This window comes from Bacteroides sp. NSJ-39, from assembly GCF_014287315.1.
Taxonomy (GTDB): Bacteria; Bacteroidota; Bacteroidia; order Bacteroidales; family Bacteroidaceae; genus Bacteroides; species Bacteroides finegoldii.
The window spans coordinates 51,609-77,743 of the sequence record NZ_JACOOB010000001.1; the positions used below are offsets into that span (position 1 = coordinate 51,609).

The 26,135-nt window shown below is 44.1% G+C and carries 22 protein-coding genes and 1 pseudogene; 15 read left to right on the plus strand and 8 right to left on the minus strand.

The window, feature by feature from the left end:
* Positions 1-96: 96 nt before the first annotated feature.
* Positions 97-2,106 (plus strand): glycoside hydrolase family 97 protein, encoded by a 2,010-nt coding sequence (locus tag H8S63_RS00275; protein WP_186925371.1) that lies wholly within the window; start codon positions 97-99, stop codon positions 2,104-2,106.
* A 127-nt stretch (positions 2,107-2,233) separates the two neighbouring features.
* Here the strand turns inward: H8S63_RS00275 and H8S63_RS00280 are convergent, their stop codons facing one another.
* From H8S63_RS00280 to H8S63_RS00310, 6 genes and pseudogenes are all read right to left on the minus strand, one after another.
* A complete protein-coding gene (locus tag H8S63_RS00280; protein ID WP_007760871.1) occupies positions 2,234-3,898 on the minus strand; it encodes a long-chain fatty acid--CoA ligase in 1,665 nt (554 codons plus the stop codon).
* 131 nt (positions 3,899-4,029) lie between these two features.
* Complete coding sequence (locus tag H8S63_RS00285) at positions 4,030-5,493, minus strand: potassium/proton antiporter (RefSeq protein ID WP_186925372.1); 1,464 nt, start codon at positions 5,491-5,493, stop codon at positions 4,030-4,032.
* Positions 5,494-5,806: 313 nt separating this feature from the next.
* Positions 5,807-6,076 (minus strand): annotated as a pseudogene (locus tag H8S63_RS19865) (hypothetical protein); the annotation flags it as partial.
* A gap of 21 nt (positions 6,077-6,097) precedes the next feature.
* Complete coding sequence (locus H8S63_RS00300) at positions 6,098-6,901, minus strand: hypothetical protein (protein ID WP_186925373.1); 804 nt, start codon at positions 6,899-6,901, stop codon at positions 6,098-6,100.
* Positions 6,882-7,697, minus strand: a complete 816-nt coding sequence (locus tag H8S63_RS00305) for a metallophosphoesterase (RefSeq protein WP_186925374.1) — start codon at positions 7,695-7,697, stop codon at positions 6,882-6,884. The genes H8S63_RS00300 and H8S63_RS00305 overlap by 20 nt, the downstream gene beginning before the upstream one ends.
* 127 nt (positions 7,698-7,824) lie before the next feature.
* On the minus strand, positions 7,825-9,183 hold the full coding sequence (locus H8S63_RS00310; protein ID WP_186925375.1) for an MATE family efflux transporter: 1,359 nt from the start codon (positions 9,181-9,183) through the stop codon (positions 7,825-7,827).
* Between the two features lie 172 nt (positions 9,184-9,355).
* Between H8S63_RS00310 and H8S63_RS00315 the strand changes: the two genes are divergently transcribed.
* The 3 genes from H8S63_RS00315 to H8S63_RS00325 all read left to right on the plus strand — a co-directional run bounded on the left by H8S63_RS00315 (position 9,356) and on the right by H8S63_RS00325 (position 12,114).
* Positions 9,356-10,006, plus strand: coding sequence for an HAD family phosphatase (locus H8S63_RS00315; RefSeq protein ID WP_186925376.1), 651 nt, complete (start codon positions 9,356-9,358; stop codon positions 10,004-10,006).
* Positions 10,007-10,129: 123 nt separating this feature from the next.
* Positions 10,130-10,951: a 3-methyl-2-oxobutanoate hydroxymethyltransferase gene (panB, locus tag H8S63_RS00320; RefSeq protein WP_007755208.1), complete on the plus strand. Its 822-nt coding sequence runs from the start codon at positions 10,130-10,132 to the stop codon at positions 10,949-10,951.
* 8 nt (positions 10,952-10,959) lie between these two features.
* Positions 10,960-12,114 carry an MFS transporter gene (locus H8S63_RS00325; protein ID WP_186925377.1) on the plus strand — a complete coding sequence of 385 codons (1,155 nt, stop codon included), beginning with the start codon at positions 10,960-10,962 and terminating at the stop codon, positions 12,112-12,114.
* A 170-nt stretch (positions 12,115-12,284) separates the two neighbouring features.
* Here the strand turns inward: H8S63_RS00325 and H8S63_RS00330 are convergent, their stop codons facing one another.
* A complete protein-coding gene (locus tag H8S63_RS00330) occupies positions 12,285-14,501 on the minus strand; it encodes a bifunctional (p)ppGpp synthetase/guanosine-3',5'-bis(diphosphate) 3'-pyrophosphohydrolase (protein WP_186925378.1) in 2,217 nt (738 codons plus the stop codon).
* Between the two features lie 106 nt (positions 14,502-14,607).
* Between H8S63_RS00330 and H8S63_RS00335 the strand changes: the two genes are divergently transcribed.
* From H8S63_RS00335 to H8S63_RS00355, 5 genes are all read left to right on the plus strand, one after another.
* Positions 14,608-16,125, plus strand: a complete 1,518-nt coding sequence (locus H8S63_RS00335) for a DUF4301 family protein (RefSeq protein ID WP_186925379.1) — start codon at positions 14,608-14,610, stop codon at positions 16,123-16,125.
* A 166-nt stretch (positions 16,126-16,291) separates the two neighbouring features.
* Positions 16,292-16,915, plus strand: coding sequence for a chloramphenicol acetyltransferase (locus H8S63_RS00340; protein WP_186925380.1), 624 nt, complete (start codon positions 16,292-16,294; stop codon positions 16,913-16,915).
* A gap of 32 nt (positions 16,916-16,947) precedes the next feature.
* On the plus strand, positions 16,948-18,177 hold the full coding sequence (locus H8S63_RS00345; RefSeq protein ID WP_186925381.1) for an acyloxyacyl hydrolase: 1,230 nt from the start codon (positions 16,948-16,950) through the stop codon (positions 18,175-18,177).
* A gap of 23 nt (positions 18,178-18,200) precedes the next feature.
* On the plus strand, positions 18,201-18,764 hold the full coding sequence (locus tag H8S63_RS00350; RefSeq protein WP_055278749.1) for a Crp/Fnr family transcriptional regulator: 564 nt from the start codon (positions 18,201-18,203) through the stop codon (positions 18,762-18,764).
* 97 nt (positions 18,765-18,861) lie between these two features.
* On the plus strand, positions 18,862-20,016 hold the full coding sequence (locus tag H8S63_RS00355) for an acyltransferase (RefSeq protein ID WP_186925382.1): 1,155 nt from the start codon (positions 18,862-18,864) through the stop codon (positions 20,014-20,016).
* Positions 20,017-20,125: 109 nt separating this feature from the next.
* Here H8S63_RS00355 and purT read toward each other — a convergent pair whose 3' ends face one another.
* Positions 20,126-21,292: a formate-dependent phosphoribosylglycinamide formyltransferase gene (gene purT, locus H8S63_RS00360; protein ID WP_186925675.1), complete on the minus strand. Its 1,167-nt coding sequence runs from the start codon at positions 21,290-21,292 to the stop codon at positions 20,126-20,128.
* Positions 21,293-21,933: 641 nt separating this feature from the next.
* Here purT and atpD point away from each other — a divergent pair.
* Genes atpD through atpF form a run of 6 tightly spaced genes read left to right on the plus strand, consistent with a single transcriptional unit; the run spans position 21,934 to position 26,131 of the window.
* Complete coding sequence (atpD, locus tag H8S63_RS00365; RefSeq protein WP_186925383.1) at positions 21,934-23,451, plus strand: F0F1 ATP synthase subunit beta; 1,518 nt, start codon at positions 21,934-21,936, stop codon at positions 23,449-23,451.
* Positions 23,452-23,464: 13 nt separating this feature from the next.
* The gene (atpC, locus tag H8S63_RS00370; protein ID WP_007760817.1) at positions 23,465-23,710 is read left to right on the plus strand and encodes an ATP synthase F1 subunit epsilon; all 246 of its coding nucleotides are present in this window, start codon (positions 23,465-23,467) and stop codon (positions 23,708-23,710) included.
* Positions 23,711-23,765: 55 nt separating this feature from the next.
* On the plus strand, positions 23,766-24,200 hold the full coding sequence (locus H8S63_RS00375) for a hypothetical protein (protein WP_186925384.1): 435 nt from the start codon (positions 23,766-23,768) through the stop codon (positions 24,198-24,200).
* On the plus strand, positions 24,184-25,320 hold the full coding sequence (gene atpB / locus H8S63_RS00380) for a F0F1 ATP synthase subunit A (protein ID WP_186925385.1): 1,137 nt from the start codon (positions 24,184-24,186) through the stop codon (positions 25,318-25,320). The genes H8S63_RS00375 and atpB overlap by 17 nt, the downstream gene beginning before the upstream one ends.
* 45 nt (positions 25,321-25,365) lie before the next feature.
* A complete protein-coding gene (atpE, locus tag H8S63_RS00385) occupies positions 25,366-25,623 on the plus strand; it encodes an ATP synthase F0 subunit C (RefSeq protein ID WP_004295758.1) in 258 nt (85 codons plus the stop codon).
* 4 nt (positions 25,624-25,627) lie between these two features.
* Positions 25,628-26,131 (plus strand): F0F1 ATP synthase subunit B, encoded by a 504-nt coding sequence (gene atpF, locus H8S63_RS00390; protein ID WP_007755259.1) that lies wholly within the window; start codon positions 25,628-25,630, stop codon positions 26,129-26,131.
* Positions 26,132-26,135 lie beyond the last annotated feature (4 nt).

Sequence of the window (26,135 nt, forward strand, 5' to 3'; positions counted from 1 at the left end):
GAAAGAGATTCTCCTTATTAGAAAGAAATTCACCTTGATTATATAAGTGTTTTTCTCTTCTGAATTGTACTATATATAAATAACAGATATAGTGCTATGAAAATAAATTATGCAATCGGAGCTTTTCTGTGTATGCTGGGATGTTATGCGTGTAGCAGTCCGAAAACAGAAGTCAAATCACCGGACGGCCATATTAAGATGTCTTTCACGCTGGATGAGAACGGTATTCCGTTTTATAATGTCTCGGTAGGCGATTCACTATTGATTGAGAACTCTGCAATGGGGTTTACAGAAGGGAATGGAGTTGCTTTAGGAGAAGGCTTTCAGATAAAGAGTACGACTTTCGATCATAAGGACGAGATTTGGACACAGGCTTGGGGAGAGAATAAAAAGAACAGGGATCATTATAATGAGATGGCGGTGAGCCTGACCAATAAAGATCAGGTGGAGTTGACACTTCGTTTCCGTGTGTTTGATGATGGAGTAGGGTTCCGTTATGAGTACAGTGTTCCCGCAGTGGATTCGTTGATGATAACCGATGAACTGACAACTTTTCGTTTTCGTCAGGACGGAACTTCATGGTCAATTCCCGCCAGTGCGGAGACTTATGAATTACTATATAAGCAACAGCCTATTTCCGAAGTGGAAACTGCCAATACTCCTTTCACATTCAAAACGGCGGACGGTATTTATGGCAGTATTCATGAAGCGGCTTTGTATGATTTCTCCGAAATGACTTTGAAGCAGACCGGAAGATATACATTGAAAGCTGAGCTAACTCCTTGGCCGGATGGTATCAAAGTGCGTAAAGGCAATCATTTTACTACTTCCTGGCGTACCATCCAGATTGCTCCGGAAGCTGTCGGGCTGATTAATTCTTCCTTGATTTTGAATCTGAACGAACCTTGTGTACTGGAAACTACCGATTGGATTCGTCCCTTGAAATATGTCGGAGTGTGGTGGGGAATGCATTTAGGTGTGGAGACTTGGAAGATGGACGAACGTCATGGAGCCACTACCGCCAATGCCAAGAAGTATATTGATTTCGCTGCCGCCAATGATATAGAGGGTGTTTTGTTTGAGGGATGGAACGAAGGATGGGAAAGCTGGGGTGGTATGCAGAATTTTGACTTTACGAAACCGTATGCTGATTTTGACATTGACGAGATTGTGCATTATGCCAAAGAGAAAGGTGTTGAAATCATCGGACATCATGAGACTGGAGGCAATATCCCCAACTATGAACGTCAGATGGATCATGCCATGCAATGGTACACAGAACATGGTATTCATATCCTGAAAACCGGTTATGCGGGTGCTTTCCCGAATGGACTTTCGCACCATGGACAGTATGGGGTTAATCATTATCAGAAAGTGGTGGAGGCAGCTGCCCGTCACAAAGTGACAGTGGATGCACACGAGCCGATTAAAGATACCGGTATTCGCCGTACATGGCCTAACATGATGACTCGTGAAGGTGCAAGAGGTATGGAATGGAATGCATGGAGCGAAGGTAATCCTCCTTCCCATCATGTGATGTTGCCGTTTACCCGCCTGTTATCCGGTCCGATGGATTACACTCCTGGAACTTTTGATATTTTGTTTTTACAGACAAAGGATTCTCCCCGTCGCCGGAAATGGAACGATCAGGATAAAGGAAACAGCCGTGTGAACACGACATTGGCGAAACAGCTTGCTAACTGGGTGATTTTGTATTCCCCTTTGCAAATGGCTTCCGATATGATTGAACATTATGAGGGACATCCGGCTTTCCAGTTCTTCCGCGATTTCGATCCGGATTGCGACGAATCGAAAGCATTGGCAGGAGAACCGGGTGAATTTGTAGCCATCGTGCGTAAAGCAAAAGGTAACTATTTCTTGGGAGCGGCAACGAACGAGAAACCCCGTACACTGGAAATAAAACTGGATTTCCTGGAACCGGGCAAACAGTATAAAGCTGTCATCTATGCGGATGGAGAGAATGCGGATTGGAAATCAAATCCTACGGATTACCGGATAACGGAACAAACGGTTACTTCTGAAAATACGTTGAACATACGAATGGCTGCCGGAGGCGGACAGGCTATTTCATTTATCGCACTTTAATAAAGTTTGTTAGAGGTTAGAAAAAAACGGTGGACAGTGTTGAGGCTGTCCACCGTTTTTATTTGCGAGAATACTTATCTTATTATTTGTTATAAGTATGTACTCTTAATTAGTCAAAGGTTCTTGATTACCCTTTTGCTTCCTGATACATAAAGCGTTTGATTGACTTTTTCGCAGTCTTTTCAAATTCTTCAAAATGGATTTTAATCTTGCTTATTTGGGAATAGTTAGGAAGCTGTTGATTCAATTCAATACGGTTTTGCTCCATTACTTTCTGAATATCCGTCTGCTGCAATCCATGAGCGAAAGCATCGTCGAAATCCGGGTAGATCAAGGCTACCAACTTATCATGTTGCAGGACGATCAGTGATTCGGCAACATACGGCATGTTGTTCAGCTTGCTTTCAATTTCTTCGGGATAGATATTCTGTCCGCTGGAGGTGAGGAGCAGGTTTTTGCTACGTCCGCGAACGGTTACATTCCCTTCTTCGTCTATAGTGCCGAGATCACCTGTATGCAACCAGCCATTTACGTCAATGATTTGCGCAGTAGCTTCTTGATTTTTATAATAGCCCAACATAAGATTGGCTCCTTTACAGATGATTTCTCCTGCATGAGTCTTAGGGTCCGGGGAATCGATTTTTACTTCCATTCGCGTCGTCGCTTTCCCGCACGAAGCAAGTTTCAGGTTTTCCCAGCGGCTGGAGCAAATGATCGGACCACATTCTGTCATACCGTAAGCGATGGTGTAGGGGAAACCTATTTTCTTGAGGAAGGCTTCTACTTCAGCATTGAAAGGAGCGCCGCCGATAATGATTTCATCAAAATTACCACCGAATATCTCCATAGCAGCTTGTCGTGCCAACGATTTGATCTTATCGTTTACGATGGGTACTTTAAGCAGTAGTTTACCGATTTTGCTGTCTACTTTGGGAAGAATATCCTTTTTTATAATCTTTTCTACAATCAATGGTACGCAGGAGATGACTCTGGGTTTTATCTCCGAAAACGATTGGGAGATAATCTTAGGAGATGGCATACGTGTCAGGAAATAGATGTGTGCGCCTGCCGAGAATCCGTATAGGAAGTCGTATACCATTCCAAATACATGTCCCATAGGAAGCATGGAAACGATATGATCTCCCGGTTTGACGGGAAGCATTTCAAAACAGTAGGCAACATTTGACCAGATACTGCGATAGGGGAGCATTACTCCTTTAGAATACCCTGTAGTGCCGGATGTATAATTGATGATTGCCAGTTCTTCCGGTCTGTCTTTTCGGTAACAGATATGTTCAGGACGGAAGTTCTTTGGATAACGTTGTCCGTAAATGGCATTCCGGTGTTCGAAAGCGTATGTGAGCTTTTCGTTGCGCGACACTAAAGAGGAGAAATCTGCCAATGATGCAATACCTTCTAATAAAGGCATTGCATCCTCATTCAGGTTCTCCCAAGCTTGATCGCCTACAAAAAGTAGTTTGGCTTCAGAATGGTTGACGATATTATGAATATTGTCTGCTTTGAATTCATGCAAAATAGGAACAATCACAGCTCCATAAGTGATGGTGGCCAAGAAAGTAACTGCCCAATGAGCACTGTTACGTCCGCAAACCGCTATTTTATCTCCCGGCTGGATTCCGGCACTTTCCAAAACAATGTGAAATTTAGCAATTTTACGTGCTACATCCTTATATTGGAGGGTAATTCCTTTATAGTCGGTCAGGGCATCTCTGTCCCAGTTTTTGATGATACTTTGCTCAATATAATCAATGAACTGATGTTCTTGTTCCATTTTGTTTTTGCACATTTAGTTTAAAACTGCGCAAAATTAATATATCATTAACGTAAACCGAATTTTAAAATCAAGTTTTACGGTTAATTAACGAAGGAATTCTGATATAATTTTACATTTCTTTTCAAATGTTATTCAGAATCAGACTCTTCTTTGGATTTCTCGGAAATAAGCAGCAACTTATCTCCTTCGTGCAATTTCAATGTTCCGTTAGGGATCAGGAATTCATCTTTGCGTTTCACAATCATGACTAGTGTACCTTTTGGCAGGTTCATATCTTTCAATGTATCTGCCTCTTCCAGCATTTCGCGGGTGACAGTCATATCACTGAGATCAGAGTCAATCTCCTCAGGCAGTTCCACTCCGAAATCGTTTCCTGTCTTTGCCAAAGGTTCGGAGAGGTGTAATATGCGGGCTACAAAGGAAATTGTGGTTCCTTGTACGACCAATGAAACGATGGTAATGAAGAATACGATATTGAATATAATATTCGAACCCTCTACTCCTGCCACTACCGGATAAGTAGCAAAGATGATAGGAACTGCGCCGCGTAATCCTACCCAAGATACAAAAACGCGTGACTTCATTGTGATTTTCCGGAATGGGAGCAGGCAGAGGAATACGCTTAACGGGCGACCGATAAGAATCATGAATATACCGATCAGCAGAGCGACAGCGGCTACTTCTAGCATTTCGTGAGGATTGACTAGCAATCCCAGGCAGAGGAACATAATGATCTGGAACAGCCAGGTAAGCCCGTCCATGAACGTATAAATCTCCTTACGGTGCATAATTTTATTATTACCTACCATCATACCGGCGATGTATACAGCCAGATATCCATTACCTTTCATTAAATCGGTGATGGAGAAAGTGAAGAAAACGAATGCCAATAGCAGGATAGGATATAATGCCTGGTTATCGATATTAAGCTTGTTCAGCATTCGGATAGCCAGTTTCCCGAGTATATATCCTGCAGCAGCACCTACGATAAATTGAATGATAAAAGAAGCGGCAATAGTGCCGACTCCCATACCCGCTGATTGGATAAACTGTATCAGAACAATGGTAAGCATATAAGCCATCGGGTCATTACTTCCACTTTCCAACTCCAGCATGGGACGTAGGTTGTGCTTCAGATTCATCTTTTGCGAACGGAGAATAGCGAAGACCGAAGCCGAATCTGTGGAAGACATGGTAGAGGCCAACAATAGGGAAGTGGTGATAGGCAAATAAATGTTCGTCCAACTCATACCGGATAGCCACCAAATGAAGAGCCCCGTAAAAAGAGCTGTGAGCAATACTCCGACAGTGGATAAGACGATACCCGGTCCTAAAATAGGTTTGATTTCTTTGAATTTCGTGTCCATACCCCCTGAGAAAAGGATGATACTCAAGGCAACCATACCGATAAATTGGGCTTCTTTGGCATTATGGAATTGGAGACCGAGTCCGTCACTTCCGAATGCCATTCCTACAACGAGGAACAGTAACAAAGTAGGTACGCCGAAACGGTATCCGGTTTTTCCAACAACAATGCTGACGAAAAGTAAGATAGAACCAATAAGTAAGGTGTTTTCTGCTGTAAATATCATATGCTATATATTATAAAGTTATAAGAATGCCGCATTATTTTTCACTGTGCGAAGTTACATATATTTAGCAACAAATGAAATACCTGTTTTGATGTATTTTTGTCAAAAATGGTAGTTAAATTGTCTAAAAAAGTCAATCTGATACTCGGAAATAGCTAATTGTGAGAATATGAAAACAGGCTCGAATGATGCGATCTGCATGATTCGAGCCTGATTGATGAATATTTAGGATAAAATACTTATGACAAGAACTTCATATTGTATCGGTATTTTGCACAGCCAGCGGTCAATATAACCGTGTCGTTCGGCAGTTTTCGGGGTTACCGTAGCTGCTAGTATTGGCTTTATCCAGTTGTGCCATAGCGGATATTCCATGTTTGCCTGTTTCCAAAGTCAATTGAACTAATTCTTCTACTGTGATGTCGTTGCGGGTTAATTCGGCTAATGCGTGTTGCATAAAAGCGAAGATTTCCCCTTTCTTATATGAACGGGCGTGAAAACTAACTTCTTCCAGGTTGGCAGAGAGCTTTTCCGGAGTAATTCCCCGAAATAGCGGATTGTTGGTGAGGGTATGTATCATCATTATAAGTCATTGTAATTTGGTTTATAACCATTGGAACTTTAGTCCGAAAGACAAGCTGAGATAATCGCGAGGACGCAGATAGCTGTTAGTAGCAGCACTGACCACATAAAGATCACAAGTACTGATCTCATAGAAAAATGTTACAGACTTGGCTAGAAACCTGCGTTGCGGGTCAATATCGTAAGTCAGGCGTTGTCCCATGAAAATGTGAAAACGTACTTTGCTTGAAAAACCATAATAACCTTTTGGATAGCGGTCCGGTTCATTTACCCAGAACTGATCCCCAAATACGGTATTCATGTATAGGCCACAAGTAAGAGGTTCTGTAGAGAATCCTTTTCCTATATTAATACTCCACGGCATATAGTTTTGTTTAAGAGTCATGGTTATTTTAGCCTTTTTTGAAGAATACTTCGGGATAAATCCAAGCAATAAATCAGTCTCCCATTGATTATGTTTTCCGTAATCCCATCCCGTACCAAAAGAAAGTAATCCCATGTTGCCGGCAAACTGTATCTTAGAGTGGGTAGGAATGATTCGTTCCCAATTTTTGCGGAAACGGTGAACCCGTTTATCGTAACGGGTATGTTTAACTTTTTTCGATGCAGCGGGCAATACGGAGTCTGCTTTAATAATCGTAAATAAAGAATCTCCGGCTTGGAAGGCGATAATTGAGTCAGCCTTGATGATGAAGCGCAGTGAATCGGCTTTATACGTGTTGATAATTGTATCTGTTCTGTAAGTAGCCGAGACCGGACCGGAGATAGAGAGAAGTATTGATAATACTCCCGTCCATAAAATATATTTAGTATTCAACCAATTCATAATCAGGATTTTCAGAGGTGCTTTCCGGAGCTATAGTGAATACCAGATAAGTACGGTAATCCATACAATCACTGGTTATATAATGTATTCCATCATCAAAGAGTATGTCATCCCGAAAATGATGGGTATGTGCAGCCGTGCAAAACTGTAGGCCCTTATACTGAGTGACATAGTGCTGAAAAACCTTTGCCACATTATCATTGAATACGCCTGTAAATGGGCGTGCGTGCATACATACTACGCTTTTTTCAAATTCATCACTTCTGTTTGTTATCTCTTCTTCCATAAAGGTGAAGTTTGGAATGGGCTCGGAGTAGTCATACTCTAAAGCGTTTGTATTGAGACAGACGAACTTCACGTTGCCTGCTATAAAAGAGAAGTTGGTAGGACCGAACACTGTTTTATAAGTTTCTTCTCCTGTTCCCAGACAGTCATGATTTCCGATAAGGGCTACATAAGGTACTTTTAACCCGTTCATGATATCCCGTTGCCAGAGAAACTCTTTGGTCACTCCAAAATCACTCATATCTCCTCCATGAATTACAAAGTCAATATCATCCCGTTTATTGATCTCTTTTACGAAGTCCTCCGTTGCGTCATACCAGCGTTGTGAATCTCCCATTACAGCAAAATGGATTTCAGTTTTGCCTTTGCAATTTGCTTCTATCTTTTCCATATTATGTGCATTGACATTTGTCTCACCACTGATGTGGACATCGTACGGATGGTAATCTATCATACCGCATCCTGCGAGAAACAGGCACGATAAAAGCCAATATAAATTCTTTCTCAACATAGTTTAATCGTTTGCAGTTTTGAAAACTTTATGCAAATATAGAGTTTTCAATCGGATGGGCAATTGATAAATCCCTAATTAGGACTGATTGAACAATAAAAATGAGAAAATGAACAGTAACTATTCTTTATTCAGCTATCGGCTGTTGTTTCGATACTTTTTTAATATATATCATCAAGCTGATTACTGCTGTGATAAAGGCTAATGCATCCGACACCGGCATACTGATCCAAATACCTTTCAATCCCCACCAGTTCGGGAAAAGCAACAGGCAGGGCAGAAGATAAAGCAACTGTCGCGTCAGGGACAAGAAAATGCTTATTTTCGCTTTTCCGATACTTTGGAAGAAGTTACCGATAACAATCTGTGCTCCTACGAATGGGAACATAAGTACTGCCAAGCGAAGCCCTTCTACTGCCAGATCAATCAATTCGTCACTGTCTGTGAAGAGAGCTGATACGGCATGAGGGAATAGTTCGCAAATCAGAAATCCGCTACTAGTGATAACCACTCCTGAAAGAATTCCCAGTCGTAAAGTCTGTTTGACGCGATTAAGTTTCTGTGCTCCGAAGTTATAGCCGACAATCGGCTGCATTCCCATCGTCAATCCTAATACAATCATTACGTAAAGAGTCAGCAGCCGGTTGATGATACCATACGCACCGATAGCCATATCTCCTCCGTGTTCCTGTAGACTATTATTGATAATAATGACAATAATGCAAGCGCAAACATTCATTAAGAAAGGTGACATGCCGATAGCGAAAATGCTCTCTACGATTCTCCCTTTCATCTTCCAGATTGTTCCTTCGAAGTGCACTGTACTCTCTTTCTGCATGAAGTGACTTACCACCCATACCATGCCGATGAGCTGTGAAATAACCGTTGCCGTAGCAGCTCCCCGCATTCCCCATTCAAAGTGGAAGATAAAGATAGGAGCGAGGATGATATTGGCAACTACCGTCACCATCGATGTAAGCATTGCTTTCTTCGGATACCCGGTAGCGCGCATCACATTGTTCAATCCTATCATTGTATAAGTAATAGGAGTTCCCAACAAGATTACCTGCATGAAACTGCGTGCGTATGGAAGTGTGTCGTGACTGGCACCGAAAAACAGCAGGATATCATCGAGAAAGATAAAGGACAATATTCCGAAGAAGACAGAATTGGTGATACAAAGCATAAGCGTGTGTGACAGAATTTCCGTAGCACCTTTCAGATCCTTTTGTCCCAATCGAATAGAGGCAAGGGTTGATCCGCCTGCCGATACCAATGTACAGAAAGCGACTACGAGATTCATCAGAGGGAAACTGATAGCCAGTCCTGCAATGGCCATTGCCCCCACACCATGTCCGATGAAGATACTGTCAATAATGTTGTAGATAGAAGTAATCGTCATTCCGATAATGGCAGGAATGGAATATTGTAGCAGTAACTTGCCGATGCTTTCCTTTCCTAAGATGTGTGGGTCGTTCTTGCTCATACGTTGGTCGATTCGTTGGATAAATAAAAGTCGATTTGTTGGATAAAAACGTCCGTTACGTTTTTTTTAGCATTGCAAAGGTACAAATTATTTGTCTGATTCGATGATTATTCGGAACTTTGCAGGCATAGATACACAAGGTTTAACGTTTTAGGTAAAAAGAAAGTTTCATATGAATACAACGAAAACAATTGCGGCGCTGTTCGACTTTGACGGTGTTATTATGGATACGGAAACACAGTACACCGTCTTTTGGGACGAGCAGGGACGTAAATATCTGAATGAGAAAGATTTCGGACGCCGTATCAAAGGGCAGACGCTGACGCAAATCTACGAGAAATACTTTTCAGCTCTTCCGGAAGCTCGGCAGAAAATCACGGCAGACCTCAATGTTTTTGAGAAACAGATGTCCTATGAATATATTCCCGGAGTAGAAGCTTTTATCGCCGAACTCCGCCGTCATGGTGTGAAGATAGCCGTAGTAACCAGCTCTAATGAAGAGAAGATGCAGAACGTCTACAATGCTCATCCCGAGTTTCCGGCAATGGTAGACCGTATTCTTACCGGAGAGATGTTTGCCCGTTCCAAACCTGCTCCCGATTGTTTCCTTCTAGGGATGGAAGTATTTGGAGCTACTCCAGAAAAAACATACGTCTTTGAAGATTCTTTTCATGGTCTGCAGGCGGGAATGACTTCCGGTGCAACCGTGATCGGTCTCGCTACAACCAATTCCCGCGAAGCCATTACCGGAAAAGCACATTATATAATGGATGACTTTACCGGAATGAGTTATGAGAAATTGCTGTCTCTGACAAGGGATTGAGAGGATTTTTTGCATTTCCTTCTCTGTTATGAATTAAATGTTATAACTTTGCCCTCGATTTTCGGGTAGCGCCAATGCTGCCTCGATTTTAATTTTTAATTTTTAATTTTTAATTAGAAAGAAATGGCTGGTTATATATCAGATGACACAAGAAAGGTGACGACACATCGCTTGGTTGAAATGAAACAGAGAGGCGAAAAGATTTCAATGCTTACTTCCTACGATTACACGATGGCGCAGATTGTGGACGGTGCGGGGATAGACGTAATCCTTGTAGGCGATTCCGCTTCCAATGTAATGGCAGGTAACGTGACTACATTGCCTATCACGCTTGACCAGATGATCTATCATGCAAAATCTGTGGTGCGTGGTGTAAAACGTGCTATGGTGGTGGTGGATATGCCTTTCGGTTCCTATCAAGGCAATGAGATGGAAGGTCTTGCTTCCGCTATCCGCATCATGAAAGAAAGTCATGCTGACGCTTTGAAGATGGAAGGCGGAGAAGAAATCATCGATACGGTGAGACGCATTGTCGGTGCAGGTATTCCGGTGATGGGACATTTGGGATTAATGCCGCAGTCTATCAACAAATACGGAACCTATACCGTGCGCGCCAAAGATGATGCCGAAGCGGAGAAATTGATTCGTGACGCTCATTTGCTGGAAGAAGCAGGTTGTTTCGCTATTGTTCTTGAAAAGATTCCCGCAACCCTTGCAGAACGTGTAGCCGGTGAGTTGACTATACCTATTATTGGTATCGGTGCCGGTGGACATGTAGATGGCCAGGTGTTGGTGATTCAGGATATGTTGGGCATGAATAATGGTTTCCGTCCCCGTTTCTTGCGTCGTTATGCCGATTTGTACACAGTGATGACCGATGCTATCAGTCGTTATGTGTCCGACGTTAAGAACTGCTACTTCCCCAACGAGAAGGAACAATATTAAAGCAATATATGGCAGTTACATTGTGGACAGCGCATTTTATACGGATATGTATAGCTAATTTGCTGTTGTTTGTGTCCTTGTATGTGTTATTTCCGGTACTCTCCGTTGAGATGGCAGACCGTCTCGGAGTGCCGGTGGCACAGACAGGAGTAATCTTTCTTTTTTTTACATTGGGAATGTTCCTGATTGGTCCTTTCCATGCCTATTTGGTGGACGCTTACAAACGGAAGCACGTATATATATATGCTTTCGCTCTTATGGTGGTGGCGGCGGTAGGCTATGCGTTTGTGACGAACCTTACGGAACTTATCCTGCTAAGCACTGTACAAGGATTGGCGTTCGGTGTAGCCACTACTGCGGGTATCACGTTGGCTATCGACATCACCAACTCTACGCTCCGTAGCGCAGGGAATGTCAGTTTTTCGTGGGTAGCCCGTTTGGGAATGATTCTAGGTATCGTTCTCGGAGTTTGGCTTTATCAGAGTTATCCAATCCGGAATTTGCTGTATGTATCCGTTATTGCCGGAGTGTTAGGGATTCTTGTCGTATCGGGAATATATGTACCTTTCCGTGCACCGATTGTCACTAGACTTTATTCTTTTGACCGTTTTCTACTGTTGCGTAGTTGGATTCCGGCTATCAATATGATTCTGGTTACGTTTGTTCCGGGATTGCTGATGCCTCTTGTACATCCTTTCCTGAATGATTCCATATTGGGAAATACAGGTGTTTCAGTGCCTTTCTTTGTAGGAGTGGGGGGCGGTTACTTGGTATCTCTCTTGTTTGCTCGTCTCTTTTTCCTGAAAGAAAAAACATTGAGACAGGTAATTATGGGGCTTGGACTAGAGATTCTTGCCATATCATTGTTGAATAGTACTCCGATAGGCGTTTCTTCCATGCTCCTGGGACTTGGATTAGGTTTTGTCATGCCGGAGTTCCTGATTATGTTCGTGAAGCTATCCCGTCATTGTCAACGGGGAACTGCAAATACCACTCATTTATTGGCTAGTGAAATGGGGATTTCTTTAGGTATCGCAGCTGCCTGCTGTATGGAGTTGGATACAGACAAAATGCTTCATATCGGTCAGATAGCAGCTTCGATAGCTTTGATATTCTTTGTTTTGGTGACTTATCCTTATTATAAAAGGAAGAAAGTGCGATAGAATTCTTCACCACAGATTAACACAGATTTTCACAGATTAAAGAAAGAAAAGGCAAAATGCAGGATTGTGAAATTAATGCAATTTATTTTGCACTCAGTCCCTTCGGAGCGGATATACTGTATCTTGTCTTTTTAATCTGTGAGAATCTGTGTTAATCTGTGGTGAAAAAATTAGTTCCGGCTCACTTGTTTCACTCCTTTTACAGTTCTTAGCTTTTTGATTAGCGCTTCCAGGCGACCTGTATCTCCAACCATGACCGTTAGTGTACCGGAGAACAGTCCGTCGTTTGAATCGATTCCTATGGAGCGTAGTGTGATTCCATTTTCCTTAGATATGATAGAAGTAATATTCGTCACAATGCCGATATCATCGTGCCCTACGACGCGCAGCGTAATGGGATACTGTGTCCCTTCCGATTTGCCTGCCCAACGGGCTTTCACAATTCGATAACCAAAACGTTCACGCATCTGATTGGCGTTCGGGCAGTCTGCCCGGTGAATCTTTATCCCGCCGCTTACCGTTACGAAACCGAATACATCATCACCATAGATAGGATTACAACATTTCGCCAATTTGAATTCTAATCCTTTTAGATTCTGGTCGATTACGAGCACATCCTCTTTGGAGGTAGTCTCTTCCTGTGCCGCTTGCAGGTTGTACCCTTCAGCACTGCGGTAGACTATTTCGTCGCGCGTGTCGTTGTCCCGTTTCTGCTGCTCCACATATTTGTCCAGAATCTCGTTTACATCCAGCACACCATCAGCGATCTTTTGATAGAACTCCGTCACGTTTTTAAAGCCCAAACGCTTGATGAGGCGCATCATGGTCGCTTCATCATATTCCAGTTTGCGGTTTTTGAATTTTCGTTCAAGTGTTTCCTTTGCAAAGTCATGTTGGCGTGCCACCATTTCTTTGAGCGCCTGCCGTATCTTCGTGCGGGCTTTGGAGGTAGTTACGATGTTCAGCCAGTCCTGTTTCGGAGTTTGGGTATTTGAAGTCATGATTTCCACCTGGTCGCCACTGTTCAACTTCTGCTTCAGTTGGACATTCTTGCCGTTTACTTTAGCGCCGATACATTTGCATCCCAGTTTGCTATGGATATGAAAGGCAAAGTCGAGTACCGTAGCCCCTTTTGCCAACTTGAACAAATCCCCTTTAGGAGTGAACACGAAAACCTCGTCCTCGTAAAGATCCATCTTGAACTGATCCATCATCTTCATTGAGTCGTTGTCTGCATTCTCCAACGCCTCCCGTACCGAAGTCAGCCATTCGTCCAGGCCCGTTTCTCCTTTGATACCTTTATATCTCCAGTGCGCGGCCAGTCCCCGTTCGGCAATCTCATCCATGCGGCGGGTACGTATCTGCACTTCCACCCATTTCCCTTCCGGTCCCATTACGGTGATATGCAATGACTCGTAACCGTTGCTTTTCGGAATCGACAGCCAGTCGCGCAGACGCTTCGGGTTAGGCTGATACATATCCGTCACGATAGAATATACCTGCCAGCATTCCTGCTTTTCTTTTGCCGGGTCAGGTTCCGAATCCAGGATAATGCGGATAGCGAACAGATCATAAATACCCTCAAACGGGGTTTTCTGCTTCTGTATCTTGTTCCATATCGAATGAATGGATTTGGTACGTCCCTTGATGTCGAACTTCAAGCCCGCTTCCGTCACTTTCTTCTTGATTGGTTCGATAAAGGCAGCGATATACTTGTCGCGTGACGCCTTCGTCTCGTTCAACTTATCCTTTATAAAATAATAAGTATCCCGTTGTGTGTATTTCAGCGATAAGTCTTCCAATTCCGATTTCAGCTTATAGAGCCCCAGCTTATGTGCCAACGGAGCATACAGATAAGCAGCCTCGTTGGCCACCTTTATCCGGTCTTCCTCGTTTCCCGTATCCTTGATTTGGCGCATTACATTCACACGGTCGGCTATCATAATCAGGATCACACGCATATCTTCGGCAAAGGAGAGCAGAAGGTTACGGAAATTCTCCGACTCTATTGCCGGGCTCTTCGCATACAATTCATTCGTTTTCACCAATCCCTTGATGATACTTGCCACATCCTCTCCGTATTCTACGCTTACCTCGTCGATAGACAGAATATGCGTTTTTACAATCTCGTGCAGCATGATACCGATAAGGCACGAACCTTTCATTCCGATTTCTTCGGCTACGATGACTGCCGTTTGCAGATCTTTGATAACGGGATTCATCCCGAAGTTATTGCGTTGCAGCCCGTTATATTGGGCAGCTTTGATAAGATGATTCTTTAATTTTTGGCAATCCTTCCAGGAAATACTGTCTCCGGCAGATTGCATCAAGTGCCGATAGAGTGAAAAAAGCTCCTTTTTTTCCTCTGATGTAAAAAAGTCGTTCATATTCAATCTTGTTAATTCGATGTAAAATTACTTTTTTTATTGGTTATTCGGCAAGAAGTAAATAACATTTTGTATTTTTGGGCATCAATTAATAAAATTAGATATTATGATAACGACACAGGACAAAGAGTTGCTTGCCAAGAAAGGCATTACGGAAGCGCAAATAGCAGAGCAACTGGCTTGCTTCCAGACAGGTTTCCCTTATCTGAAACTGGATGCGGCTGCTTCCATTGAAAGAGGTATATTGGCTCCCAATGCAGAAGAACAGAAAGCTTATCTGGCAGCGTGGGACGCATATACAAACACGGATAAGACAATTGTGAAGTTCGTACCGGCTTCGGGTGCTGCAAGTCGTATGTTCAAGAACCTATTCGAGTTCCTTTCTGCTGATTATGACAAACCGACAACCAAGTTTGAACAAGCATTCTTTGCCGGTATCAAGGATTTTGCTTTTTATGACGATCTCGATGCTGCTTGCCGATGCATTACCGGGAAGAATATCGCCGGGTTGATGGAAGAAGGCAATTATAAAGCTGTGGTATCCGCATTGCTCGAAACTGCCGGCTTGAATTATGGTGCACTGCCGAAAGGTCTGCTCAAATTCCATAAATATCCCGAAGGCGCACGCACTCCATTAGAGGAACATTTGGCTGAAGGCGCCATGTATGCAGCCGGAAAGAGTGGCAAAGTGAACGTACATTTTACCGTGTCTGCCGAACACCGCGAACTTTTCAAGAAATTGGTGGAAGAGAAAGCCGGTGAGTTTGCCAAACGTTATGGAGTGGATTATAATATCACCTTCTCCGAACAGAAGCCGAGTACCGATACGATTGCCGCTGATATGGACAACCAGCCGTTCCGTGATAACGGCAAACTCTTGTTCCGTCCGGGTGGTCATGGAGCATTGATCGAGAATCTGAACGATCTCGATGCGGATGTTATCTTCATCAAGAACATCGACAATGTAGTTCCCGATAAACTGAAAGCGGACACCGTTACTTATAAAAAACTGATTGCCGGTGTACTCGTTACCTTACAAAAACAGGCATTCGAATATCTCGAACTGCTCGACAGCGGAAAATATACGCACGAACAGATGATGGAAATGCTGCAATTCCTGCAAAAGAAACTTTTCTGCAAGAATCCGGAAACGAAAGATCTCGAAGATTCAGTGCTTGCTATTTACTTGAAGAACAAATTGAACCGTCCAATGCGCGTTTGCGGAATGGTGAAGAATGTGGGTGAACCGGGTGGCGGTCCGTTCCTGGCATACAACAGTGACGGAACGATCTCTCTTCAAATTCTTGAGAGCTCGCAGATCGACATGAACGATCCGCAGAAAAAGGAAATGTTCGAGAAGGGTACGCACTTCAATCCGGTGGACTTAGTATGTGCCGTGCGTGATTATAAAGGTCATAAGTTCGATTTGGTGAAATACGTAGACAAGGCGACCGGCTTTATTTCTTATAAGTCGAAAAACGGCAAGGAGCTGAAAGCCCTCGAACTTCCCGGTTTGTGGAATGGTGCGATGAGTGATTGGAACACTGTTTTTGTAGAAGTACCGCTTTCCACTTTCAACCCGGTAAAAACAGTGAACGACCTGTTGCGTGAGCAACATCAGTAATTTATTCACATAGAGGATACAAAGGACACAGAGTTTTTTCGGTAAGGTAAGACCGGAAGCAATGGAATCAATTGCATTAATCCGGTGAAAAAGTTCTATAAAAACTCTATAAAATCTCTGTGTCCTCTGTGCCCTCTGTGGTGAAACTTAAAAAAGAGTGTTTAGAATGAATCAAATAGAGAAGATCATCGATATTGCTACTTGGAACAGAAGAGAACATTACGAACATTTCAGTGCTTTTGACGATCCGTTTTTCGGAGTGACCGTTCAGGTAGACTGTACGCGCACGTATCAGGAAGCCAAAGCCAAAGGTATATCCTTTTCCCTGTTAGTCCTCCACCGGATAACGACTGCCGCTGCTGCGGTAGAAGAATTCCGTTACCGCATCGAAGGCGATAAAGTGGTGTGCTATGACAGCCTTCTGCCCGAAGCCACTGTAGGTCGTGCCGACCATACTTTTTCTTTTGCCGCCTTTGACTACGATCCGGACGAACTCGTCTTTATCCGCCGGGCAAAAGCAGAGATGGAACGTTTGCAAGCCACTACGGGACTCAACAAGGGAGGTACTTTCCATCCCAATGCCATACATTATTCGGCAGTGCCGTGGCTCTCATTTACCGACATGAAGCACCCCACCAATATGCGCTCGGGCGACAGTGTCCCCAAAATCTCCACCGGAAAGTATTTCCGCAACGGAGAAAGACTGATGATGCCCGTTTCCGTAACTTGCCATCATGGATTGATGGACGGCTATCATGTGGCACAGTTTATTGAGAAGCTCCATTTGTAACTTCCGTTCAGAAAAGACTAACCAGACTATTTATGAGAGTAAAGATACCCGTATGGAAAATCGTTGTAATCTGTTCCGCCTTGCTTTTCCCCTTCACTTCGCTTTGTGCGCAGGAGGCAGACCAACCTTTCATTCACCGGTTGGGGATAGAGGCGCGGCCACAATACGTATTCCCCACCAATCCTTTCCTGCAAGGTGAGAACGAACGGTGGAAACCCATCCGGAATTCATTTGCCGCTCATCTGAAATATTCTTTCAAGTATCGTCCCAACACCTGTGCTGACCGCATCTATGGCGGAGCCTATCAAGGTTTCGGCTTGGCCTTCACCACCTTTGGCGATAAAAAGCAGTTGGGTGACCCGATGACGTTCTACGTCTTTCAAGGTGCACGCATTGCCCGTTTCCATCCCCGCCTTTCACTCAATTACGAATGGAACTTCGGTATCTCTGCCGGATGGCAGCCTTATGACAACGATTACAACTCCTACAACGGAGCCGTAGGCTCACGGGTGAATGCCTACCTCAACGCAGGTATCTACCTTAACTGGTCGCTTTCCCGTTATTTCGACTTTATCATCGGCGGAGACTTCACGCATTTCTCCAACGGCAACACCAAGTTTCCTAATGCAGGTGTCAACACCACCGGAGCGAAAATCGGACTGGTGTACAACTTCAACCGGGAAGAAGCCGACCTCACTAAATCATTGGTTCATCCCTACGTTCCCCGTTTTCCGCGACACATCAGTTATGACCTTGTGTTGTTCGGCTCGTGGCGCCGCAAAGGTGTCTATGTAGGCGAGAAACAGATTGCATCACCGGGCAGCTATCCTGTAGCGGGATTCAACTTTGCTCCGATGTATAACCTCAACTATAAGCTGCGTTTCGGGATTTCGCTGGATGGTGTCTATGACGGTAGTGCCAATGTATACACCGAAGATGCGCTGGTGGAGTACGATGCAGGCAGCGGTTCCTCCCGTCGTAAATTTCTTGTGCCGGGCATCCAGCATCAGCTTGCGTTGGGACTTTCCGGACGGGCCGAATACGTGATGCCGTTTTTTACCATCGGTGTCGGCTTGGGAACGAATGTGCTGGGGCGTGGCGATTTACGCGGACTGTATCAGGTCTTTGCGTTGAAGATCAACGTCACCCGGAATTCATTCCTTCACATTGGCTACAATCTCCAGAATTTCCAGACCCCTAATTATCTGATGCTCGGTCTTGGTTTCCGTTTTAATAATAAATATCCTAAAGTACGTCATTAACTCCCAATACACCATTCCCCCAAATGGAAAATATCATTCGTAAAATCAAGCAAATCTATCCGGTTTCCGACGAAGCACTTCAAGCGCTTCAGGCGAATATGGAATTAAGGTATTATCCCAAAGATACCCGTATCGTTCAGTCAGGTGTCACAGACCGTCTGGTTTATTTTATTGAAGAGGGTATCACCCGTTCCGTATTCCACCACAACGGAGAGGACACCACTACGTGGTTCAGTCAGGAGGGCGACGTTACGTTCGGCATGGATTCGCTCTACTATCAGCAACCATCGGTAGAAAGCGTTGAAACGCTTTCCGATTGCAAAATCTACGTCATCCACATCGACAAGCTGAATGCCCTTTACGAAACATATATCGACATAGCCAACTGGGGAAGAATCCTGCATCAGAATGTGAATAAGGAGCTTAGCCATATGTTTGTGGAGCGCCTTCAACTTTCGCCCAAAGAACGTTACGAACAGTTCAACCGTCGCTATCCCGGACTGATAAACCGGGTGAAACTGAAATATGTGGCTGCCTTTCTGGGCATTTCCATCTATACCCTTAGCCGGGTACGTGCTAAAAAATAGCGATTAGCCGGGCTTTTTTGCTTTAGAGCAAAGAAACTTCGTAGCGCAAACCGTATCTTTGCCCTCTGAAAATACTAACTTACTAATAGAAAAACAAATGTCGAACATTTCTGCTTCAGCCTTTTCAGATACTAAGGCTCATTATGAACTTCTTGACGGACTTCGCGGTGTGGCAGCTTTTATGGTGATATGGTATCACGTATTCGAGGGCTTCGCTTTTGCCGGTAATAGTGCTATTGAAACTCTGAATCACGGATATTTAGCCGTGGATTTCTTTTTTATCCTTTCGGGTTTTGTGATCGGTTACGCTTACGACGACCGTTGGGGTAAGAGTCTCACCATGAAAGATTTCTTTAAACGCCGGTTGATACGTCTTCATCCTATGGTTGTTCTGGGGGCTGTTCTGGGAGCTATCACGTTCTGCATTCAGGGTTCTGTGCAATGGGATGGAACGCACGTTGCCATATCCATGGTGATGTTGTCTCTTCTTTGCACGATATTTTTCATTCCTGCCATGCCGGGTGCGGGCTATGAGGTTCGTGGCAATGGCGAGATGTTTCCGTTGAACGGGCCGTGCTGGTCGTTGTTTTTCGAGTATATAGGCAATATCCTTTATGCGTTATTCATTCGCCGTCTGTCTAATAAGGCGTTGGCTGTGATGGTGGTATTGCTGGGGATGGCGTTGACGTTGTTCGCCATCTTTGATGTCTCCACTTATGGAAACATTGGGGTAGGATGGACGTTGGATGGCGTGAACTTTCTGGGCGGATCATTGAGAATGCTTTTCCCTTTCTCTTTAGGTATGCTTTTATCCCGCAACTTCAAACCTGTGAAAGTGAAAGGCGCTTTCTGGATATGTACCCTTGCATTGATTGCCCTGTTTTCCGTTCCTTATTTGGAGGGTGCAGAGCCGGTTTGTACGAACGGTGTGTATGAAGCGTTTTGCATTGTCATTGCTTTTCCTATCCTTGTGTGGCTGGGTGCGTCGGGAAGTACGACGGATAAGCAGTCAACACAGATATGTAAGTTCTTGGGAGATATATCTTATCCGATCTACGTGATACACTATCCGTTGATGTATCTGTTCTATGCATGGCTGATTAAAAATCAACTCTATACGCTGGGTGAGACTTGGCAGGTAGCTTTATGTGTTTATGCATTGTGCATTGTACTGGCTTATCTAAGCTTGAAATTCTATGACGAACCTTTACGTAAGTATTTGGCAAAGCGTTTTTTGAGCAAGAAACGATAGGCGGTAGTTTTTTATAAAGAAAATAAAAAGAGGGTATCCGTGGACACCCTCTTTTTATTTTCTCTATTATTCTTCTAATTCTCCATGATTCCTTATTTTCCTTCCGGTTTTAATAAACCTCTACTTTCTCGGCAATTCTCTTGGCCTTATCACACAGGGCATCCAAATCGGCATTCAGCGGAGCATAGCAAAGCACTACTCCCATGCGGCGGTTGACGCGGGTAAACGGTTTGCCGAATATGCGGAGGTAGGTATCTTCTTCTTTCGTCACTTCTTCCATGCCACGATATTGCGGGCGTTCCTGGCTGGCAATCGGGGAAAGGATCACAGCGCTTGCGCCTATCCGTTCTTGTTTGATGCCGGGAATAGGCAGACCGAGTACGGCACGTAAATGTAGCTCGAACTCATTCAGGTTTTGTGTACCCGCCAATGTCACCATGCCAGTATCATGCGGACGAGGAGAAAGTTCGGAGAAATAAACTCCGTTCTCGTGGCTTAGGAAGAACTCAACTCCCCAAAGTCCTGCGCCTGTCAATGCACGGGTTACTTTTTCGGCCATCTCTTCCGCTTCTTTCAAATGGGCGGGATCAATATGTGCGGGCTGGAAACTTTCACGATAATCGCCACCTTTCTGCACGTGTCCGATGGGAGGGCAGAAGAGGGTAGGACCGTTCTTTTGGGTAACGGTGAGCAGGGTGATTTCGCTGTCGAACTTGATAAATTCTTCAATGATAAGCTCACGGATATCGCCACGACTGCCACTGCATCCGTATTCCCAGGCGTGTTCGAGTTCATCGGCACTCTTCACAAGCGATTGTCCTTTGCCGGAAGAAGACATCAACGGTTTAACGACACAAGGGAAGCCGATTTTATCGGCAGCTTCTTTCAGTTCTTCCAGGGTTTTGGCATAGAAGTATTTGGCTGTTTTCAGTCCGAGTTCTTGGGCGGCAAGGTCGCGAATGGCTTTACGGTTCATGGTGAAGTTCACGGCACGAGCACTGGGAACTACCTGAATGCCTTCTTTTTCGAAGTCGTATAAACGTTCTGTGCGAATTGCCTCAATCTCCGGAACGATAATGTCCGGACGATGCTTCTTCACTACGCGTTCTAATTCTTCACCGTTCAGCATATCGAATATTTCAAATTCATCGGCCACTTGCATAGCCGGTGCTCCTGCATAGGAGTCGCAAGCAATGATGTGCTGGCCTTTACGTTGAGCTGAAATTACAAATTCTTTTCCTAGTTCGCCGGAACCGAGTAACAGTATTTTCTTCATCATTTTGAGTGTTTTATATTAGTAGTGCAAAATTACAGTAAAAAATGGATAATATACATATTATCGGTGTATTTAAATTTTTGTTTTATGAATATGATGTGAACTTTAGTGCGGAAATGCAGAATATGGAGAAATGGATAATTGAAAAATAGAGCCCCACCTTTAAACTTTATTAAGGAATATCCGGAAAATGGAATTTATAGTGCTTGAGCACAAAACTAGTTGTTCTTGCCACTATTTTGTAAAATTGCTAATCCGTTGATTTTTAACAAAGAGATAGGAAACTGAATGAGTGTTTTTAGTTTATTGATGAATTATTATCTTCAAGCTTGTTTTGGTATTGATTTGTAGTTGAATTTTGTCTAAATTGGTCAATTTGTAGTTATTGTAGGTCTAATAAGTGTTATCGAACAACAAATAATGAAAAAGGAAGAACAATGACACAGAATTGTTTCTACATTTGCGCAGTTGTTTATTTAACTATTTCTAAGGGCAGAAGTTTATCTGATATAGAAAATAGTTGAACAAAAGCTGAACTTAGCTGTTATTATAATAGTGAAACAGGTAAAACGCGAAACGTTCCTTGTCATACTATTTTTTCAATAGGAATAGAGAAGAATAATATAAATAAAAGATTGCTTATGTCACAGATTATCGGACATATCTCGCAGGTGATCGGCCCTGTGGTCGATGTGTACTTTGAAGGTACGGATGCAGAAATGGTGTTACCAAGCATTCATGATGCATTGGAGATAAAGAGGCCAAACGGCAAAATACTGATTGTAGAGGTTCAGCAACATATCGGTGAAAATACGGTACGTACCGTAGCAATGGACAGTACCGATGGGCTTCAACGCGGCTTAAAGGTATATCCCACCGGAGGTCCTATCACAATGCCGATTGGCGAACAGATTAAAGGACGATTGATGAATGTAGTCGGTGATTCTATTGATGGTATGAAAGGACTCGACCGTGAAGGTGCATATTCCATTCACCGCGACCCCCCTAAGTTTGAAGATTTGACAACTGTGCAGGAAGTACTCTTCACAGGTATCAAGGTAATCGACCTGCTCGAACCGTATGCCAAAGGTGGTAAGATCGGTTTGTTTGGCGGTGCCGGTGTAGGAAAAACTGTATTGATTCAGGAACTTATCAATAACATAGCCAAAAAGCACAACGGCTTTTCTGTATTTGCCGGAGTAGGTGAACGTACCCGTGAAGGTAATGACTTGCTGCGCGAGATGATCGAATCGGGCGTTATCCGCTATGGTGAAGCGTTCAAGGAAGGTATGGAAAAAGGTCACTGGGATCTTTCAAAAGTCGATTATAACGAGTTGGAGAAATCGCAGGTATCTTTGGTATTCGGTCAGATGAATGAACCGCCGGGCGCACGTGCTTCCGTTGCATTGTCCGGACTGACGGTAGCGGAATCATTCCGTGATGCCGGAAAAGAAGGCGAGAAGCGTGATATCCTGTTCTTTATAGATAATATTTTCCGTTTTACGCAGGCCGGTTCGGAAGTATCCGCTCTTTTGGGACGTATGCCTTCCGCCGTTGGTTACCAACCGACATTGGCTACGGAAATGGGCGCTATGCAAGAACGTATCACTTCTACCCGTAAAGGTTCTATTACTTCTGTACAGGCTGTATATGTGCCTGCCGATGACTTGACAGACCCGGCTCCTGCAACTACTTTCAGCCATTTGGACGCGACGACCGTGCTCGACCGTAAGATTACAGAGCTTGGAATTTATCCGGCTGTAGACCCATTGGCTTCTACATCCCGTATCCTCGATCCGCATATTGTCGGTCAGGAACATTACGATGTAGCGCAACGGGTAAAGCAGATTCTCCAGCGTAATAAGGAACTACAGGATATTATCTCCATACTTGGTATGGAAGAACTGTCGGAAGAGGACAAGACGGTCGTGAACCGTGCCCGCCGTGTGCAGCGCTTCCTGTCGCAGCCGTTTGCCGTAGCCGAGCAGTTTACGGGTGTACCGGGCGTAATGGTGACGATCGAAGATACGATTAAAGGCTTTAAGATGATTTTGGATGGCGAGGTTGATTATCTCCCCGAACAGGCATTCTTGAATGTCGGAACAATCGAGGAAGCGATAGAGAAAGGTAAGAAACTGCTGGAACAGGCAAAGAAATAAAAACATAAGAAGGATGAAAGAACTGCATTTGAGTATAGTATCGCCCGAAAAGAGCATATTCGACGGAGATGTGAAGATTGTCACATTGCCGGGGACGGTTGGTTCGTTTTCTATTCTTCCCGGACATGCGCCTATCGTCTCGTCATTGCAAGCGGGTACGTTGAGTTACACGACGATGGAAGGCGAGGAGCGTACGATAGATATTCAGGGTGGTTTTGTCGAACTGAGTGACGGTACGGTTTCCGCTTGCATCTCCTGACAGACGGGTGACAGTCGGCTGACGGAAGACAATATATTAAGAAAAACACAGTGACATGGTGAACATTACGAAAACGAAACGAAATTTTATCGGGTTGCATACGCTGTTTGCAATCATAAGTGTAGGATTGGGAGCGGTTATTTTGCATATCGCTCTGCCGGGACACTACTTCGGAGGATACCCGTTTATTCCGGTCTATTTTTATCTATTCGGTTTGTTTAGTATCTATATGTTCGATGCGTGTCGGCTGCACGCTCCCCAGAAAATGTTACTGTTGTATCTGGCAATAAAGATGGTAAAGATGATTCTTTCTATCATTCTAGTCCTGATTTATTGTATAGCCGTGCGCGAAGAGGCTAAGGCTTTTTTGCTGACGTTTATCTCATTCTATTTGATATATCTGATATTCGAAACCTGGTTCTTTTTCTCTTTTGAGGTGAATCAGAAACGGAAAAAGCAAAATAAGAAGAAAAATGAAACAGTTGCATAACATAATGACTCCGTTGATATTGTTCTGTCTGATGATGGTGTCCGGTCTGTCCGGCTTTGCGCAAGAGCAGGGAGAAGCGACTTCACAGGTGCAGGATGTGATTACTCCGAAAGAGGAACAGGAGAATACGGTGGACGTGAAGGAAATCGTATTCGGACATATCGGCGACTCTTACGAATGGCATATTACCACGTGGGGTAAAACGCACATTACTATACCATTACCTATTATTGTTTATAGTAATAGTACAGGCTGGCATGTGTTCCTTTCTTCTCGTCTCGAAGAGAACGGAGGCACGTATGAGGGGCTTTCGATAGCTCCGGAAGGAAGTAAGTACGAGGGCAAACTGGTGGAATACAATGCGGCGGGCGAACAAGTCCGTCCTTGGGATATATCCATTACGAAAGTTACATTCGCCTTACTGTTTAATAGTGTATTGTTGCTGGTAATCGTCCTGAGTGTGGCGCACTGGTACAGAAAACGTCCGCAGGGAGCCAAAGCTCCGGGAGGATTTATCGGATTCATGGAAATGTTCATTATGATGGTGAATGACGACATTATTAAAAGCTGTGTCGGTCCTAATTACCGGAAATTTGCCCCCTATCTGCTGACGGCATTCTTTTTTATCTTTATCAATAATATGATGGGGCTGATCCCGTTCTTTCCCGGAGGTGCGAATGTGACGGGAAATATTGCTATCACAATGGTACTTGCCGTATGCACGTTTCTGGCGGTCAACATTTTCGGAACGAAGCATTACTGGAAAGATATTTTCTGGCCTGATGTTCCTTGGTGGCTGAAAGTGCCTGTGCCGATGATGCCGTTTATCGAGTTCTTCGGGATCTTTACAAAACCGTTTGCTTTGATGATCCGTCTTTTTGCCAATATGCTGGCGGGACACATGGCAATGTTGGTGCTTACTTGCTTGATATTTATCTCGGCAAGTATGGGACCTGCCTTGAACGGCACACTGACAGTAGCCTCCGTATTGTTCAACATCTTTATGAATGCGCTTGAATTGTTGGTCGCTTTCATCCAGGCATACGTATTCACCATGTTGTCGGCTGTGTTTATCGGGTTGGCGCAGGAAGGAGCCAAAGTAAAAGCGGAAGAGAAATAAATAATTAAACGAGAGAAAATATAAACCATTTTAAAACTGAAAATTATGTTACTATCAGTATTGTTACAAGCCACTGCGGCAGCAGTAGGAGTAAGTAAATTAGGTGCAGCTATCGGTGCAGGTCTTGCAGTAATCGGAGCTGGTTTGGGTATTGGTAAAATTGGTGGTTCGGCAATGGAAGCTATCGCACGCCAGCCGGAAGCCTCAGGTGACATTCGTATGAATATGATTATCGCCGCCGCTTTGATTGAAGGTGTGGCACTGTTGGCGGTAGTTGTTTGTCTATTGGTATTCTTCCTCTAAGCTTATGTCATTACTATTACCTGATAGTGGCCTGTTGTTCTGGATGTTCCTCTCATTCGGGATTGTGTTCGTGATATTGGCGAAATACGGCTTCCCCGTCATTATAAAAATGGTGGAAGGCCGTAAAACCTATATCGACCAGTCTTTGGAGGTGGCGAGGGAAGCCAATGCACAGTTGTCCAGACTGAAAGAAGAGGGTGACGCGTTGGTGGCTGCTGCCAACAAGGAACAAGGACGCATCTTGAGGGAAGCAATGGAAGAACGTGACAAAATTGTTCACGAGGCCCGTAAGCAAGCCGAGATAGCCGCACAAAAAGAACTTGATGCGGTGAAGCAACAAATCCAGATAGAGAAAGACGAGGCTATCCGCGACATCCGTCGTCAGGTGGCTGTCCTTTCGGTGGACATTGCCGAGAAAGTGCTCCGCAAGAATCTTGCAGATAAGGAAGCACAGATGGGGATGATTGACCGTATGCTGGATGAAGTATTAACCCCGAATAAGAACTAAGGAA